General features: G+C 71.2%; 14 protein-coding genes. 9 read left to right on the top strand and 5 right to left on the bottom strand.

Features of this window, described 5'->3' with window-relative positions:
* Positions 1–17: 17 nt before the first annotated feature.
* Positions 18–1,223 carry a right-handed parallel beta-helix repeat-containing protein gene (locus BV907_RS02345; protein ID WP_077488049.1) on the bottom strand — a complete coding sequence of 402 codons (1,206 nt, stop codon included), beginning with the start codon at positions 1,221–1,223 and terminating at the stop codon, positions 18–20.
* Positions 1,224–1,234: 11 nt separating this feature from the next.
* A complete protein-coding gene (locus BV907_RS02350) occupies positions 1,235–1,468 on the bottom strand; it encodes a hypothetical protein (RefSeq protein ID WP_077488050.1) in 234 nt (77 codons plus the stop codon).
* A 368-nt stretch (positions 1,469–1,836) separates the two neighbouring features.
* Between BV907_RS02350 and BV907_RS02355 the strand changes: the two genes are divergently transcribed.
* From BV907_RS02355 to BV907_RS02380, 6 genes are all read left to right on the top strand, one after another.
* Positions 1,837–3,111, top strand: a complete 1,275-nt coding sequence (locus tag BV907_RS02355; protein WP_077488051.1) for an ABC transporter substrate-binding protein — start codon at positions 1,837–1,839, stop codon at positions 3,109–3,111.
* A gap of 63 nt (positions 3,112–3,174) precedes the next feature.
* Positions 3,175–4,062 (top strand): carbohydrate ABC transporter permease, encoded by an 888-nt coding sequence (locus BV907_RS02360; RefSeq protein WP_077488052.1) that lies wholly within the window; start codon positions 3,175–3,177, stop codon positions 4,060–4,062.
* Positions 4,062–4,994: a carbohydrate ABC transporter permease gene (locus BV907_RS02365; RefSeq protein WP_077488053.1), complete on the top strand. Its 933-nt coding sequence runs from the start codon at positions 4,062–4,064 to the stop codon at positions 4,992–4,994. Before BV907_RS02360 ends, BV907_RS02365 begins: the two co-directional genes overlap by 1 nt.
* A 33-nt stretch (positions 4,995–5,027) precedes the next feature.
* A complete protein-coding gene (locus BV907_RS02370; RefSeq protein WP_077488054.1) occupies positions 5,028–6,065 on the top strand; it encodes a LacI family DNA-binding transcriptional regulator in 1,038 nt (345 codons plus the stop codon).
* A 15-nt stretch (positions 6,066–6,080) separates the two neighbouring features.
* The gene (locus BV907_RS02375) at positions 6,081–7,424 is read left to right on the top strand and encodes a glycoside hydrolase family 32 protein (protein WP_077488055.1); all 1,344 of its coding nucleotides are present in this window, start codon (positions 6,081–6,083) and stop codon (positions 7,422–7,424) included.
* Between the two features lie 26 nt (positions 7,425–7,450).
* Positions 7,451–8,791: a NosD domain-containing protein gene (locus BV907_RS02380; RefSeq protein ID WP_077488056.1), complete on the top strand. Its 1,341-nt coding sequence runs from the start codon at positions 7,451–7,453 to the stop codon at positions 8,789–8,791.
* Between the two features lie 120 nt (positions 8,792–8,911).
* On the opposite strand, the gene BV907_RS02385 is transcribed toward BV907_RS02380, so the two are convergent.
* On the bottom strand, positions 8,912–10,120 hold the full coding sequence (locus BV907_RS02385; RefSeq protein WP_077488057.1) for an aminotransferase class I/II-fold pyridoxal phosphate-dependent enzyme: 1,209 nt from the start codon (positions 10,118–10,120) through the stop codon (positions 8,912–8,914).
* A gap of 42 nt (positions 10,121–10,162) precedes the next feature.
* Between BV907_RS02385 and BV907_RS02390 the strand changes: the two genes are divergently transcribed.
* From BV907_RS02390 to BV907_RS02400, 3 genes are all read left to right on the top strand, one after another.
* Positions 10,163–10,990 carry an oxidoreductase gene (locus BV907_RS02390; RefSeq protein WP_175637334.1) on the top strand — a complete coding sequence of 276 codons (828 nt, stop codon included), beginning with the start codon at positions 10,163–10,165 and terminating at the stop codon, positions 10,988–10,990.
* 244 nt (positions 10,991–11,234) lie between these two features.
* The gene (locus tag BV907_RS02395) at positions 11,235–12,068 is read left to right on the top strand and encodes an alpha/beta fold hydrolase (protein ID WP_077488058.1); all 834 of its coding nucleotides are present in this window, start codon (positions 11,235–11,237) and stop codon (positions 12,066–12,068) included.
* A 5-nt stretch (positions 12,069–12,073) separates the two neighbouring features.
* Positions 12,074–12,604 (top strand): SRPBCC domain-containing protein, encoded by a 531-nt coding sequence (locus BV907_RS02400; protein ID WP_077488059.1) that lies wholly within the window; start codon positions 12,074–12,076, stop codon positions 12,602–12,604.
* 95 nt (positions 12,605–12,699) lie between these two features.
* On the opposite strand, the gene BV907_RS02405 is transcribed toward BV907_RS02400, so the two are convergent.
* Together BV907_RS02405 and BV907_RS02410 are read right to left on the bottom strand one after the other, a co-directional pair.
* Positions 12,700–14,061 carry a serine/threonine-protein kinase gene (locus BV907_RS02405; protein WP_077488060.1) on the bottom strand — a complete coding sequence of 454 codons (1,362 nt, stop codon included), beginning with the start codon at positions 14,059–14,061 and terminating at the stop codon, positions 12,700–12,702.
* A gap of 143 nt (positions 14,062–14,204) precedes the next feature.
* Positions 14,205–15,620 carry an aldehyde dehydrogenase family protein gene (locus tag BV907_RS02410; protein WP_077488381.1) on the bottom strand — a complete coding sequence of 472 codons (1,416 nt, stop codon included), beginning with the start codon at positions 15,618–15,620 and terminating at the stop codon, positions 14,205–14,207.
* Positions 15,621–15,742 lie beyond the last annotated feature (122 nt).

Raw genomic sequence — 15,742 nt, forward strand, 5'->3', positions numbered from 1 at the left:
CCTTCCGGGCCGAGGGCCTACGGCGTCGCGCGGAAGGAGTGCTGGGCGCCGTGGTGCACGAATTGCTCATCGGTGCCTGAGTCCACGACGATCGATCCGCTCGTCGACGCGTCGAGGACCACCGTCTTGACCGGGAGTGACGCGCGCGTGTGGTTCGTGGCGATGAAGTTCCCGCTGCCGGAGGCGACGAGAACGATCGTGGGCGTCGCCCCGGACGGGGCCACCTGCGCGGACGGGACGTCGTAGCTGAGGTGGTTACCCGTGATCGTGTTGCCGCTGCCGCGCACGTGCACGAGGCCGAAGAGGTCGTCTCGCCCGTTGCCGTACGGCTGCATGGGACCCCACGGCTCGGGCTGACGCACGAGGTGGTTGCCCTGGACGAGGTTCTCGTCGCACGCGCCCTCGAACACGATCAGGCCCGGGTAGAAGCCGTGCAGCCGGTTGGCCGTGATCGTGGAGCGCGAGCAGTTCTTGAGCTGGACGAGGCTCTTGCCGCGCGGGAAGACGTTGTTCGCGGCAACGAGCAGGCCCGCGTGCCCCTCGGCGAAGAGGCCGAAGCCCACATAGCCGGCCCCGAGGTGGTTGTCCGTCACGGCCGAGGCCTGGCCTGAGCCGACGAGCTCGACGCAGCTGCCGCATTCGGCGAGGAAGTTCCCGCTGACCCGCAGCGCGTCGGCGTCGCGCACCACGAGGCCGTGCTCGAGGTACACCATCCCCATGCCCTGGACCCGGAAGGCGTCGTTGGCCGTGTCCACGAGGATGCCGGTCTTGCCGTTGAGGTACGAGTTCTGGTGCGGGGCGAAGGAGACGCCATCGAGGCAGAAGTTCTCGAACGTGACCGAGCTCAGCCGCGGGTCGCCGCCGCGCGCGACGCGGAACGCCTCCCCCTGGCCGTCTGTGTTCTCGACGCGGACGCGGCTCCCGCCAGGGTTGACCTCGTGCCATGAGGAGGTGTTGCCGGCGTTGTAGCGGATGCTCGAGGACGTGAAGCCGTGGCCCGAGCCGCGGATCGTGAGGTAGCTGACGTCCACGGTGACGCGGGTCTTGAGTGAGTAGTCACCGGGCGGGATATAGATGACCGCGCCTGGCTTCGAGGCCTGGCTGGTCTGCTGGGCCTTGACGTCGGCGATGATGCTGTTGATCACCGCGCCGATGTCGTAGGCGGCGGTCAGCCCTGGATTGCCGGGCACGGTCCAGGTCGTGACGTCGTAGACGGTCGCCATCGACGGCCCCCTCAGAGCATGCCGACGATGCGGGCGTAGCCACCCGACCGGGGGCCGGGCGGGGCGGGCGGCTGGCGCACGACGGCGGGCGGTGCAGCGTGGGCGCGGCGGCCTCCTCCCAGAGTGGCCACTGCGGCGAGGGCGGCGGCGCCTCCTAGCCGGAGCGCCGTGCGGCGGGAGTGCCCGGGCGGGACGCCGATGGACGACGGCGTGGAGGTCGGTCGGTAGGGGTCGAGACGCAGCATGGACTCACTCCTCGTTGAGCAGGGGATGGGGGCTGGGCCAGCTGGCGATGTGGCCACGGCCAAACAGTGCCAAAACGATTCTTCAGGCCCGCTGGACAGGACGCTAGGGCACCTCGGGCGTGCACGCAAGGGGTCTCGGGTCGAGGGGACGCTCATCCGCGGAATTCCGCTTGCCAAAATGATTTTTCACCGGACCCCTTGACCGGGTGCCGCGGCAGGCCCTACCGTCGTGCCAAGTCGTTTTAGCAGAACGATTTGTCACCGGGCCGGATCGGGATCGAAGCCCTCGAGCCCCGGTCGGCAGCGACGTCCATCCCGAATACCCCCGCGTCTCGCACCCGTTACCCTCCCGAATGGAGCCGACAGTGTTGTCCTCACACCGCGCGCTGAAGCGCACCCTGCTGGCCGGTGCCGCCGTCACCGCCATCGCCCTCACCTCGTGCGGTGTGGGCGGCCCCACCTCCGACCCGAACAGCAAATCGGTCACCGTCCTCGTCGAGGCCGGCGGCCACGCCGAGCTCACCCCGATCGCCGAGCAGTGCGAGAAGGACACGGGCATCAAGACCACGTTCGTCGAGCTGCCGTACGAGGGGCTCTTCAACCGCCTCACGAGCGAGTTCTCCTCGGGCCAGGTCTCCTTCGACGTCGCCGCCGTGGACTCCGTCTGGCTGCCGAACGTCAAGGACGCCGTCCAGCCGCTCGACGACCTGTTCACGGACGAGGCGAAGAAGGACATCTTCCCGGCGCTCGTTGCCGAGGCGAAGCCGGACGGGCACTTCGTCGGCATGCCCGTGTGGACCAACGCCGAGGTGCTCTTCTACCGCAAGGACCTCTTCGAGGACCCGGCCAACAAGGCCGCCTTCAAGGACCGCTACGGCTACGACCTCGCCGCCCCGACCACGTGGGAGCAGTACCAGGACGCCGCGGAGTTCTTCACGAAGGACGGGATGTTCGGCACGGACGTCAAGGGCGGCGTCGAGACCGAGTGGCTCGCCCACGTGCTCCAGGCGGGCTCGCCCGGCGTCGTCCTCGACAAGGACGGGAAGGTCATCATCGACAACGAGGCCCACCGCGAGGCCCTCGACTTCTACGTCGGCCTCGCGAAGTCCGCGCCGTCGGGCGCCGCGCAGGTGGACTGGGCCGCCGCGCAGAACCTCTTCTACCAGGGCAAGACAGCCATGACCCGCTTCTGGGCCCATGCCTACCGGCAGATCCCGGCCGACTCGCCCGTGGCGGGCAAGGTCGGCGTCGCGCCCATGATCGGCGGCGAGGCCGGCGTCGCGGGCATCCCCGGCCCCTGGTACCTCTCGGTGCCCAAGGCCACGAAGAACGCTGAGAACGCCAAGGCCTTCGTCAAGTGCGCCTTCGACCACAACGACCTCGCGATCGGCTCCAAGCTCGGCCTGGCCGCCCGCGTCTCGGCCTACGAGAAGTTCCAGGACCAGGCCGGCTACGAGAGCTTCGGCCCGCTCGTCGAGACGCTCAGCGCCCGCGCCACTGCCACCCGCCCGGCCACCGACAAGTGGCAGCAGATCGTGGACACCGTCCTCGTCCCGATGCTCCAGAAGGCCGTGGCCGGCGGCGACTCCGCGACGCTCCTCGCCGAGGCCAAGGCCAAGGTCGAGGACATCGTCAACCCCTAGCCCCGGGGCCGGTGCGGGGGCCGATCCCCCGCACCGGCGCCGGTCCCCAGCGAAGGACCACCCATGCGCCTCACCGACCGCCGCTTCGCCCTGCTCCTCATGGCACCCGCCGCGGCCTTCCTCGCCCTCTTCGTCGCCTACCCGCTCCTGCGGCTCGTCTACGACAGCTTCTTCCGGATCTCCCCCGTCGCCGGCGGGCCGCGGGAGTTCGTGGGCCTGGCCAACTATGCCGCGGCCTTCGCCTCCGAGGCGTTCATGGGCGCCGGGTGGCGGACCCTCGTCTACACCCTCGTCGTCGTCACCGCGGAGTTCGCGCTCGGCCTGGCCATGGCCCTCGTCTTCGCCGCGCTCGGGCGCCGGGCGCAGGTGTTCCGCACGGTCTTCCTGTACCCGCTCATGATCGCCCCGATCGTGGCCGGCCTGCTGTGGAAGTTCCTCATGATCGACAACTTCGGCCTCCTCGGCGCGCTCCTGGCCCAAGCCGGGATCCTCTCGGACCCCAACCAGATTGGGTGGCTCTCGGACCCGGGGATCGTGCTCTACTCCGTCGCCATCCCGGACGTGTGGCTCACGACGTCGTTCATGTGCCTCGTGCTCTTCGCCGGCCTCCAGAACGTCCCCGGCGATCTGCTCGAGGCGGCGAGGCTCGACGGCGCGCGGCCCACCGTGCTGCTCTTCCGCATCATCCTGCCGCTCCTGCGCCCCGTGATCGCCGTGGCCCTCGTGGTCCGCGGCATCGATGCCGCGAGGGCGTTCGACACGATCCTCATCCAGACCAACGGCGGCCCGCAGTCGGCCTCGGAGGTCATGAGCCTCCTCGTCTACCGCACCATGGTCCGCTTCGGCGACCCGGGCCTCGCAAGCGCCATGGGCACCGTCTACCTCGTCGCCATGCTCGCCGTCGCCGTCGTCGCCCTCGCCACGATCTGGCGGCCCGGAAAGGACACCTGATGACCCTCGCCCCCAGCCTGCGCCGCACCGAGGCGGGCCCGACGCGCAAGGCCGCGGCCGGCGTCGTCCGCAGGGCCAGCCGCACCGCCGAGGCGGGCGGGCTCGAGGCCCGCCGCCGCGGCACCCGGGTCATCCTGTGGACCGCCCTCGCCGCAGCCCTGGTCCTCTACGGCTTCCCGTTCCTCTACCTCATCCTGACCTCGTTCAAGACGCCGAGCGAGACGATCGCCGTCCCGCCCACCCTCCTGCCCACGACCTGGACGCTCGAGAACTACGCGGGCGCCCTGGGCCGGCCCGGCGTGCTGGCCTCGTTCGTCAACAGCCTGCAGACCGCCGTCGTGAGCACGCTCCTCTCGCTCGTGCTCGCCGTCCCCGCCGCGTACGCGGTGACGCGGTTCAAGACCCCCGCGGGATCGGTGTTCGTGCTGGCCTCGCTCGTCACGCGCATGGTGCCGCCGGTCGCCGTCGGCCTCCCGCTCGCCTCGATGCTCGGCTCGGTGGGCCTCGCCGACACCCCGGTCGGGCTCGCGATCGCCCACACGACCGTCTCGCTGCCGCTGTCGATCTGGCTCATGTGCAGCTTTCTCGACGCCGTGCCGCGGGACCTCGAGGAGGCCGCCCTCGTGGACGGCTGCAGCCGGCTCGGGGCGTTGTGGAAGGTCGTCATCCCGGTCGTCTCGGGCGGGGTCTCCGTCACCGCGATCTTCGCGTTCCTCGCCTCGTGGAACGAGTTCCTCTTCGCGCTCCTGCTCACCGCGGTGCGCTCCCAGACCACCCCCGTGGTCATCGCCAACTTCCAGACCCAGTTCGGGCTGGACTGGGGCCCCATGACGGCGCTCGCCGCCGTCTACTCGATCCCGGTCGTCCTGCTCACCCTGTTCCTGCAGCGCAGGATCGTCGCAGGCATGACGCTCGGCGCGGTCAAGGGCTGAGGCTTCCGTGCGACTCCCATCGAAAGGAACACCGTGAAGACCGTGGGCATCCGGGACGTGGCGAAACTGGCCGGCGTCTCAGTCACGACCGTCTCGCACGTGCTGAACGAGACCCCGCATACCCGCGTCGCAGAGGAGACGAGGAACCGCGTGCGGGAGGCGGCGCAGCGCCTGGGCTATGGCCCGAATCGAGTGGCCCAGGCCCTGCGGACCCGCAGGTCCGGGCTCGTCGGCCTGCTCAGCGAGGAGATCGCCACCACGCCCCATGCGGGCCGGATCATCCTCGGCGCCCAGGAGGCGGCCCGCGCCCACGGCCTGACCTTGGTGATCGTCAGCGCAGAGCGTGGCAGCCACGCCGAAGCGCACCGGGCCGACGTGCAGGCGCTCCTCGACCGGCAGGTCGACGCCATCCTGTACGCCACGATGTACCACCGGACAATCTCCCTCCCCCCGAACCTCTCCGGGCTGCCCGCCGTCCTCATCGACGCGACCGACGGGACGGGCACACTCCCGTCCGTCATTCCGGACGAGGTCGGCGGTGCCGTCGCCGCCGTCCGGCACCTGGCCGAGGCGGGCCACCGCCGCATCGCCTTCCTGAACAACAGCGACGACGTCCCCGCCACCCACGGCCGGCTGGCCGGCTACCGCCAGGTCCTTGCGGAACACCGCATCCCCTACGAGGAGAAACTCGTCGGGGAAGCGGTCTCGGAACCCGCAGAGGGCTACGAGCTCGCCAAGGAGATCCTCGCCCGCTCCCAGCCGACAGCCCTGTTCTGCTACAACGACCGCATGGCCATGGGCGCCTATCGGGCCGCCCGAGAGCTTGGCCTGACCATCCCCGAGGACCTCTCGATCGTCGGCTTCGACAACCAGGAGATCATCGCGGCGAACCTCTTCCCTGCCCTGACCACCGTCGCCCTGCCTCACTACGAGATGGGGGCCTGGGCGCTCGAGACCGCCGCAGAGATGCTCTCGGAGGGAAGCGACCGGCCGGCCGGACCCTTCGAGCCTGTCCTGCTGCCCTGCCCGCTCGTGCCCCGCGACTCGGTCGCGCCTCCCCGCCAGACTTAAGAAGCGAGAGACGACATGCCACAGCATTCCGCGATTGACGAAAGCCCGGTCGCCCTGGACCCCAGCAGCGGGACGGGACACCAGCTCTCGCGCCCCGCCTTCCACTTCACCTCGCCCTCGGGGTGGATCAACGATCCCCTGGGGCTGACGTTCCACGGCGGCACGTACCACCTCTTCTACCAGCACGTCCCCGGGGCCGCCGACTGGGCTCCCCAGTGCCGGTGGGGCCACGCCACCTCCGACGACCTCCTGACGTGGACGACCGGGCCCGTTGCCCTCGAGCCGGGGGAGGGCGACGGCGGCTGCTGGTCCGGCAGCATCGCCACCGGACCCGACGGCGCAGCCACCATGTTCTACACCTCCGTCGACGACGACGCCTTCGAGATCGGCAGGGCCCGCACCGCCCGGCCGGCCCCGGGCAGCGACATCACCTGGGAGGGCTGGGTGAAGGGCCCCGTGGTCGCCGAGCTCCCCGACGGCGAGGAGTCCGTGGCGTTCCGGGACCCCCTGGTCTTCCACGACGGCACCTGCTGGCGCATGATCATCGGATCCGGCCGCCCCGACGGGACCGCGGTCGCCTATACCTGGACCTCCGACGACCTCTCCGCGTGGCGGTACGACGGCGTGTTCGCCTCGCGCCACTCGAGCGAGACCGACGGCGTGTGGACCGGCTCCGTGTGGGAGTGCCCCCAGGTGGTCCGCGTCGGGGAGAAGTGGGCGCTGCTCGTCTCCGTCTGGGAGCCGGTGCGCCCGCACTACGAGGCCTACGCCCTCGGTGACATCGTCGATGGGCGCTTCGTCGCCGAGACGCCCTGGCGGCGGCTCACCTACGGCCCCTCCTACTACGCGGGGGCGGTCTACCGCGACAAGGACGGCAGTCCGGGGATGGTCTACTGGCTCCGCCACGTCTCCGACTCGGAGGCAGGCTGGGCCGGAGCGCACAGTCTCCCGCACAGGCTAGCGCTCGTCGGGGACCGGCTCGAGGTCCGGCTCCCGCTGAGCCTGGAGGGGCGCCGGGGTACCGGCTGGCCGCTCGCTGAGCTCCGGGAGCGGGAGCTGCCGGTGGGGGGCGCCTTCGACGTCGAATGGACGCAGGGGGGAAGCCTCTCCCTCGATGAGGGGATCCGGAACGTGTTCCGGCTCGAGCGAACCGGGGGGCCCGAGGGAGGCACCCTGACGGCGACCTGCGACCTGGGGCAGTGGTCCGTGCCGTGCAGCGGCCCGGTGAGAGTCGTCGTCGACGGGCCCATCGTCGAGATTGTCGGCTCCTTCGGCGCCCTGGCGTTCCCGGCCCTCCGGGAGGGCGGCGCCACGCTCTCGTCCCGGGATGCCGCCGGCACGGCCTACCCGCTCGGCTGAACTCCGCCACGAAGGGGGAAGAACCTATGTCAAGCAACAACTACTACGATGTCACGACGTGGCCCGTGGGCAACCCGTCTGAGGACGTCGGCGAAGTCATCAACAGCATCATTGCCGACATCAAGGACCGGCAGACCGACACCGATGCGAACAACGGGGGAAAGCCCGGCGCGGTGATCTACCTCCCGCCCGGGGACTACCACCTGCGGACGCAGGTGCTGATCAACGTCAGCTTCCTCACGATCCAGGGCTCGGGACACGGCTTTACGTCCTCGAGCATCCGGTTCAACGTCCCCGAAGAGGAATGGCCCGACCTGCATGAGCTGTGGCCCGGAGGCAGCCGCATCATCGTCGACATTCCCTTCGGCGGAGACGGGGATGAATCCAAGGGAGCGGCCTTCTACGTCGAGCGAAGCGGGAGCCCGCGGATCAGCTCGGTGGAGTTCTCCAACTTCTGCATCGACGGGCTGCACTTCGATTCGGATGGCTCGGGAATGCATCCCGAGAACACCTACGTCAACGGCAAGACCGGCATCTATGTCGCGAGCGCCAATGACTCGTTCCGCATGAGCGGCATGGGGTTCGTCTACCTCGAGCATGCCCTCACGATCTACAACGCCGACGCGCTGTCCATTCACGACAACTTCATCGCTGAATGCGGAAGCTGCATCGAGCTGCGCGGGTGGGGGCAGGCATCGAAGATCACCGACAACCTGGTCGGGGCAGGCTTCAAGGGACACTCGATCTACGCGGAGAACCATGGCGGGCTGCTGATCACGGCCAACAACGTCTTCCCCCGTGGTGCGAGCAGCGTCCATTTCGAGGGCGTCAGGCGTTCAAGCGTCAGCAACAACCGTCTGCACTCGTTCTACCCTGGGATGCTCATTCTCGCCGGGGACAGTTCGGAAAACCTCGTGGCCACGAATCACTTCCTGCGCGACCACGAGCCCTGGACGCCCTTCGTGGGAATCGACAACGGATTGGACGACCTCCACGGACTTCTCCGTGTCAGCGGCAGCAACAACTCTGTCGTCGGCAACCACTTCTCCCACGTCATCGACTCACAGAGCATCCGGCCGACGGGTGCGACGCCTGTCATCATCCGGCTGATCGCGGGGGTTGGAAACTTCGTCTCCAACAACCACGTGGTGGCGATGGACGTCCACTCCACGTCGAGTGACTCGTGCTTCGCGGCTCAGGTGGACGCTCTGTTGACGACCGAGGCTTCAGACGGCCTCGCCGTGACGGCCGTCATGGTGGACCCCGAATCAGCTCGGAATACGATCCTTGATTCCGGAAGCGACGCCCAAGTCATGGCAGATAGGACCGTCAACGCCATTAGGGCCACGCCAACGGTCGGCTTCTAGGGCGTGTCGCCTAGCCGTGTGAGGGCGGGGCGAGACAGGTCCTTTGGCCGCGGTTTGCACCGGTTTGGCTGCGAGACAGGTCCTTGGCCACGTGGGTGAGCGGGGGCGCGAGGGCCGCCGTCAGCCCGCCTGGAACCGCAGGATCCGCCCGACGGCGGCCTCGACAGCGTCCTGCCCCGCCGCGAAGCTGAGCCGGACCGCGCGCCCGCCATGGACGGCGTCGAAATCGGTGCCCGGCACAAGCGCGACGCCCTCGGCCTCGAGGAGCGCGCGGCAGTACTCGCGCGAGTCCCCGAACCGCGCCAGCTGGTCGCCGAGCTCGGCGTAGAGGTAGAACGCGCCGTCGGCCGGGGCGGCGGGGCCCCAGCCGAGCTCGCCGAGCCCGTCGAGGAGCGTCCGCCGCGTGCGGGCGTAGCCGGCCACCCAGCCGTCGGCCTGCTCGTACGCGGCGGGGGAGAAGGCCTCGACGGCCGCGTACTGCGAGGGCGCGGGAGGGCACAGGGCCACGTTGCCGGCGAGGGCGTCGACCGCGCCGATGAGCTCCTCCGGCAGGAGCATCCAGCCGAGGCGCCACCCGGTCATACCCCAGTACTTGGAGAAGCTCGAGACGACGATGGCCTCCGGGTCGAGCTCCCACGCGCACACCCCGCGCGCCCGGTGCTCGCCGGCGTCGTCCGGGTAGGTGATGCCGTGGTAGATCTCGTCGCTCACGAGCCGCGCGCCGCTCGCGGCGCACCAGTCCACGAGGGCGGCGAGCTCGGCGGGGCTGGCCATGGTCCCGGTCGGGTTGGCGGGGGAGGCGAGCACGACGCCGGCGAGCGGCCCGTGCGCGGACGCGGCGGCGTCGAGCAGGGCAGGGGTGGGCTGGTAGCGGGTCTCGGGACCGCAGTCGACGTCGACGACCTCGCAGCCGAGCGCGGCGAGGATGTTCCGGTAGGCCGGGTAGCCCGGGCGGGCGAGGGCCACGCGGTCCCCGGCCTCGAAGGCGGCCAGGAACGCGAGGACGAACGCCCCCGAGGAGCCGGTCGTGACAGCGATCCGGGCCGGGTCGACGTCGACCCCGTACCAGCGCCTGTAGTGGCCGGCGATCGCTGTGCGCAGCGGGGCTATCCCGAGGGCGGGGGTGTAGGTGAGCGCCCGGCCCGAGGCATGGACCTCGGCCGCCTTCGCGGACACCGCCTCGGGGGCGCCCGCCGAGGGTTCGCCCGCGCACAGGCTCACGACGTCCCGCCCCGCGGCCCGCAGCGCGTCGACCCGGGCGAGGATGTCCATGACAGCGAACGGCGGGACCTGGGAGCGGGACGAGGCGGCGAGGCTGCGGCGGGTCATGCATTCCAGACTAGGCGAGGCCCGCGCGGGTAGCGTGGGTCCATGGACCTGCTGCCCGTTGCCCTCGTGACCGGCGCCTCGAGCGGGATCGGCGCCGAGACTGCCCGGGCGCTCGCCCGCTCGGGCTACACCGTCTACGGCGCCGCCCGGCGGGTGGACCGCCTGGAACCCCTCGCGGACGACGGCGTGCGCCCCCTCGCGCTCGACCTCACGGACGACGCCTCGCTCACCGCCGGGGTCGAGGGCATCCTCGGCGAGACGGGCCGGATCGACGTCCTGGTGAACAACGCCGGGTACGGCTCCTACGGCCCTCTCGAGGACGTGCCGCTCGAGGAGGCGCGGGGGCTCATGGAGGTCAACCTGTTCGGCCTGGCGCGGCTGATCCAGCTCGTCCTGCCCGGCATGCGCGAGCGCGGCTCGGGCACGATCGTCAACGTCTCCTCGATCGGCGGGAAGTTCTACGAACCGCTCGGCTCCTGGTACCACGCGAGCAAGTTCGCGGTCGAGGGGCTCTCCGACTCGCTCCGGATCGAGCTGCGGCCGTTCGGGATCAAGGTCGTGATCATCGAGCCGGGCCCGATCCTCAGCGAGTGGAGCGCGACCGCCGTCGACACCGCTCTCGAGAGCGCCCAGGGGACCGCCTACGCCGAGTCCGCCAAGCGGGTCGCTGCCGTGATGGCCGGGACCTATGTCCCCGGCCGGGCCTCGGAGCCGGACGTCGTGGCCCGGGCGATCGTCCGGGCGGTCCGGTCGCGGCATCCGCGGCCCCGATATGCGGTCGGCGCCGGCGCGCCCCAGCTCATGGCGCTGCGCAAGATCCTCCCGGACCGGGCCTTCGACCTCCTCGTGCGCACGGCCTACCGGCACTGACCCATCTTCGCCTGTCGGCATGGGAAGCGGTGCCGCCCGCGTCTCAAACGCGGCATCGCAACATGCTGTTATCCGGAGATCTTTTCAGCGTGTTGCGATGCGGCGTGGGCAGGGGGAGACAGCCGTGCCGAGCGGGGCCCAGCCCCGGCAGGCGCCGTCGAGCGCTCCTTGACCGGCCGCCGTCGTGCGTGAGTAGCATGCCAAGGGGGCCGCCCGGGCCCCGCACGGAGCGGAAGGGGCACGCATGGGCAAGGTCACCGTCGGGCAGGAGAACGGCACCGACATCCAGCTCTACTTCGAGGACCACGGCAGCGGCCAGCCCGTGGTCCTCATCCACGGCTTCCCGCTCGACGGGCAGGCGTGGGACTCCCAGCACCTCGCGCTGCTCGAGGCAGGCTACCGCGTCGTGACGTACGACCGGCGCGGGTTCGGCCGCTCCGACCACCCGAGCGAGGGCTTCGACTACGACACGCTCTCCGACGACCTCGCGGCCCTCCTGGACCACCTCGACCTGCGCGAGGCCGTCCTCGTCGGCTTCTCGATGGGCGGCGGCGAGGTGGTCCGCTACCTGTCCCGGCACGGCTCGGAGCGTGTGGCAAAGGCCGTGCTCATCGGCTCCGTCACCCCGTACCTCCTGCAGGCCGACGACAACCCCGAGGGCGTCCCGGGGGATGTCTTCGAGGGCATCAAGGACGCGATCCGCGCCGACCGCTACGGCTTCTTCGAGCAGTTCTTCGCGAACTTCCTCAACACGGACCAGCTCCTCGGCAACCGCGTCAGCGAGGGCGCGGTGCTCGGGCACAAGGTCAAGGCGTTCCGCGCCTCCGCGCTCGCGACCCTCGCCGTCGTCGACATCTGGGGCACCGACTTCCGCGCCGACCTGCCCAAGGTGGAGGTCCCATTGTTCCTCATCCACGGCGCCGAGGACCGCATCGTGCCGATCGCGGCCTCGTCCGCCCGGATCCCGGGCCTCGTCGAGGGGGCCAATCTCGTGGTGATCGACGGCGGCCCGCACAACATCTGCGCGACGCACGCCGACGAGGTCAACGACGCGCTGCTCGGGTTCCTCAGGGGCTGAGCCGCATGGCCGAGATCGACGAGCTCGACGGGCAGTACGCCGAGGTCGAGGGGCGCGGGGCCGTGACGTTCATCCGCTCCTATCCGGTCCCCGCCGCCGAGGCCTGGGCCGCCGTCAGCACGGCCGAGGGGCTCGAGGGCTGGTTTCCCTCGCGCGTGCGCATCGATCACGACGCCGGCATCGTCGCCTTCGGCGGCGACCCGAACCTCGAGTCCAGCGCCGAGAGGATCGTGGACTGGGAGCCGCCGCGCCGCTGGGCGTTCGAGTGGGGCGGGGACCTCATGGAGTTCCTCGTGGAGGGCTCCGACGCCGAGGCCGAGCTCACGCTGCGGAACTGGCTCGCCGACACGCGGACGGCCGCCCGGAACGCCGCCGGCTGGCACGTGTGCCTCGCCGAGCTCGCGCGGAAGCTCGGCCGCCCCGAGGGGCCGCACGACGGGGGCGCCGGCTCGGGCCCCGACTGGGACCAGCTGTACGAGGGCTACGTCGCGGCGGGGCTGCCCAGCGGCGCGCCCATCCCGGGCCGGGAGGGCTGAGGCGGGCCGCCGGGAAGATAGGTTCGGGGGTCACCGAGGTTCCCAGCCATGTCAGCCCATGCGGGCTGACTGCAACGTCGGTCTACGACGGCGGGCTAATCGTCGTCGTTGCCCTTCGACTTGGCCGCGTCCCGGTTCTTGCCCTTCGAGTCGTCGCCCGCGCTGGGCATTGGGCTCGGGGCCGGCGCGCTCGGGCTGGGTGCGGGGGCCGGGGCGAGCGTCGCCGGGGACGAGGGCTGCTCGGCGGCGGGCGACGACGGGGTGCCCCCGGTGTTGGAGAGCCTGGCCTGCAGGGCGAGCGGCACCGCCACGAGCAGCGCCGCGACGACGAGGACCGCCGCGGTTGCCCACGCGAGCGGCCGTCTCCTGCGCGAGCGCGGCGCATGGGCGCCGGCCGACGGCGACGCGCTTCCGGCGGTGTGGAGCATCTGGGTGCCCGCAGGCTCCGGGGCCACGCTGGCCGCGGCGCCTGCGCCGGCCCCGGCACCCACGAGCGGCGGCCGTGCGGGCCGTGCCGGCAGGACGCTCGTGCCGGCCGCGGGCGTCATGACCTCGGTGGCGGCGCCGGCACCCAGAGCTCCCGCCGCGGCCGGGAGCTCCGCCTCGCGGCGCAGCACGGCGGCGACGAGCTCGGCGCTCGGCCGGTCGCCGGGCTCGCGCGCGGTCATCGCCGGCAGCAGCCGCGACCACGGCTCGCCGAGCCCCTGCGGCATTCGCGGATCGCGCATGAGCCGCGCGACGGCGGCCTCGACCGCGCTGCCCGTGAACTCCATCGTGCCGGTGAGGCACTCGAGCAGCACGAGCCCGAGCGAGTAGATGTCCGAGGCGGGGCCGACGGCCTCGCCGCGCGCCTGCTCGGGGCTCAGGTAGTTCGCCGTTCCGATGGTCGTGTTCGTGATGGTCAGCCGCGCGGCGTCCGTGAGCCGCGCGATCCCGAAGTCGGTCAGCTTCGCGCGCCGCCGCGAGGTGGCCGCCGAACCGGTGCCCGGCCCGCCGTCCGGAACAAGGATGTTGGCTGGCTTGATGTCCCGGTGCACGATCCCCTGGGCGTGCACGTACGCGAGCGCCTCGGCGAGGTCGAGCGCGAGCCGCCGCGCGTCGTCGTCCGCGAGCGGCCCCCCGGCGAGGACGCAGCGCAGGTCGCGCCCCTCGACGAACTCCATGACGAGGTAGGAGATGCGCTGGGTGCCGTCGTCGAGCGGGTCCGTTCCGGCGTCGTACAGCTGGACGAGGCTCGGGTGGGTGAGGCGCGCGAGCACCTCCATCTCGCCGCGCCGCCGCAGCTCGTGCCGCGGGTCGGGGGCGTGCGCGCGGAAGGTCTTGACCGCGACGTCCCGGCCGAGGACCTCGTCGCTCGCCCGGTGCACGGTGGCCATGGCGCCGCGGCCGACCACCTCAAGGAGTCGGTAACGCCCCCCGAGGAGGGCTGGATCGTGGTCGTTCTCGCTCTCGGCCACCCTCTGCCTTCCCTGCTGACCCGCACTGTGCGCTCGTCAATTTTATCCGCCCGCGAGGGGCGGAACGTGCACGACGGCGGCGGGCCGGGGATTGCTCCCCGGCCCGCCGCCGTCGTCGGTCGCCCCTTCGCGGGGGCGAGGCGTCAGCCGTTGATGACCTGCGGGACGGCGACGTGCTTGAGGCCTTCGACGCCGAACTCGAGGCCGTAGCCGGACTGCTTGTGCCCGCCGAACGGGACGCGGGGGTCGACGACGCCGTGGCGGTTGATCCACACGGTGCCGGCCTGGAGGCGGGCGGCGACCTCGCGGGCGCTCTCGGGGTCGCTCGACCAGACGGAGGCGCCGAGGCCGACCTCGAGGGCGTTCGCCTTGTCAATGGCGTCGTCGAGGTCTGAGTACCTGACGATGGGCAGGGCGGGGCCGAACTGCTCCTCGGCGACGAGCGGGTTGTCGTTGTCGATGTCCGCCACGAGCGTGGCGGGGTAGAAGAAGCCGGGCTGGCTCTCGTCGGGGTTGCCGCCGGTGAGGATGCGCGCGCCGGAATCCTTCGCGGCCTGCACGAGGTTCGCGACGACGTCGTACTGGGCCCTGTTCTGCAGCGGTCCGAGGACATTGGCCTCGTCGAGTCCCACGCCCATGGGCATGGCCTGGGCGACCTCGGTGAGGGCGGCGCAGATGTCCTCGTAGAGGTCCTCGTGGACATAGAGGCGCTTGAGGGCGGCGCAGGTCTGGCCGGTATTGATGAACGCGCCCCAGAAGATGCCCTCGGCGATGGTCTGGGGGTCGGCGTCGGGCAGGACGATGCCGGCGTCGTTGCCGCCGAGCTCGAGGGTCAGGCGCTTGATGGTGTCCGCCGAAGAGCGGATGATCGCCTTGCCCGCCTCGGTGGAGCCGGTGAACATGACCTTGCCGACGGCGGGGTGCTCGGCGAGCCGGGCGCCGATCGTGCGGTCGCCGGAGACGGCGCGCAGCACGCCCTCGGGAAGGGCCGAATTGATGACCTCGATCAGGGCCAGCACCGAGAGCGGGGTGTTCTTGCTGGGCTTGACGACGGCGGTGTTGCCCATGCGCAGGGCGGGGGCGATCTGCCAGACGGTGATCATCATGGGCCAGTTCCACGGCCCGATGGCGCCGACGACGCCGATGGGCCGGTAGTGCAGGACGGCGCGGGTCTCGCCGTCGTCCACCACGGTCTCCGCCTCGAGCGGGGTCGTCGCGGCGGCGCGGAGCCAGGCCGCGCACGAGCCGACCTCGAAGCGGGCGTTCGGACCGTTGAGCGGCTTGCCCTGCTCGCGGGAGAGCAGGCGTGCGAGCTCCTCGGCGCGGGCCTCGACGGCGTCCGCGGCGGCGAGCAGGGCGGCGCAGCGGGCCTCGTGCCCGGCTGCGGCCCAGGCGGGCTGAGCCGCCGCCGCGGCTTCGATGGCGCTCTCGAGGTCCTCGAGCGTGTGCTCCGGCGCGCGGCCGACGACCTCGCCCGTGGCCGGGTCCAGGATCTCGCGGCCCGGGGCGCCCTCGGCGGGGGAGATCGAATCGAGCAGGCTGGTCTCCAGCGTTTCCATGGTGTCCTCCACAGTGAGTTCCGTCGTTGATCCAGTGTCCGGGCGGGGCGCGGGGCGGGGCTTGACCCAGCGCGCCGGGGCCTTGACTCCGGGTGCACGGTTTGGGCGCGTGCACCCGAAAG

The sequence above is a fragment of the Sinomonas mesophila genome, from assembly GCF_001999765.1.
Taxonomy (GTDB): Bacteria; Actinomycetota; Actinomycetes; order Actinomycetales; family Micrococcaceae; genus Sinomonas; species Sinomonas mesophila.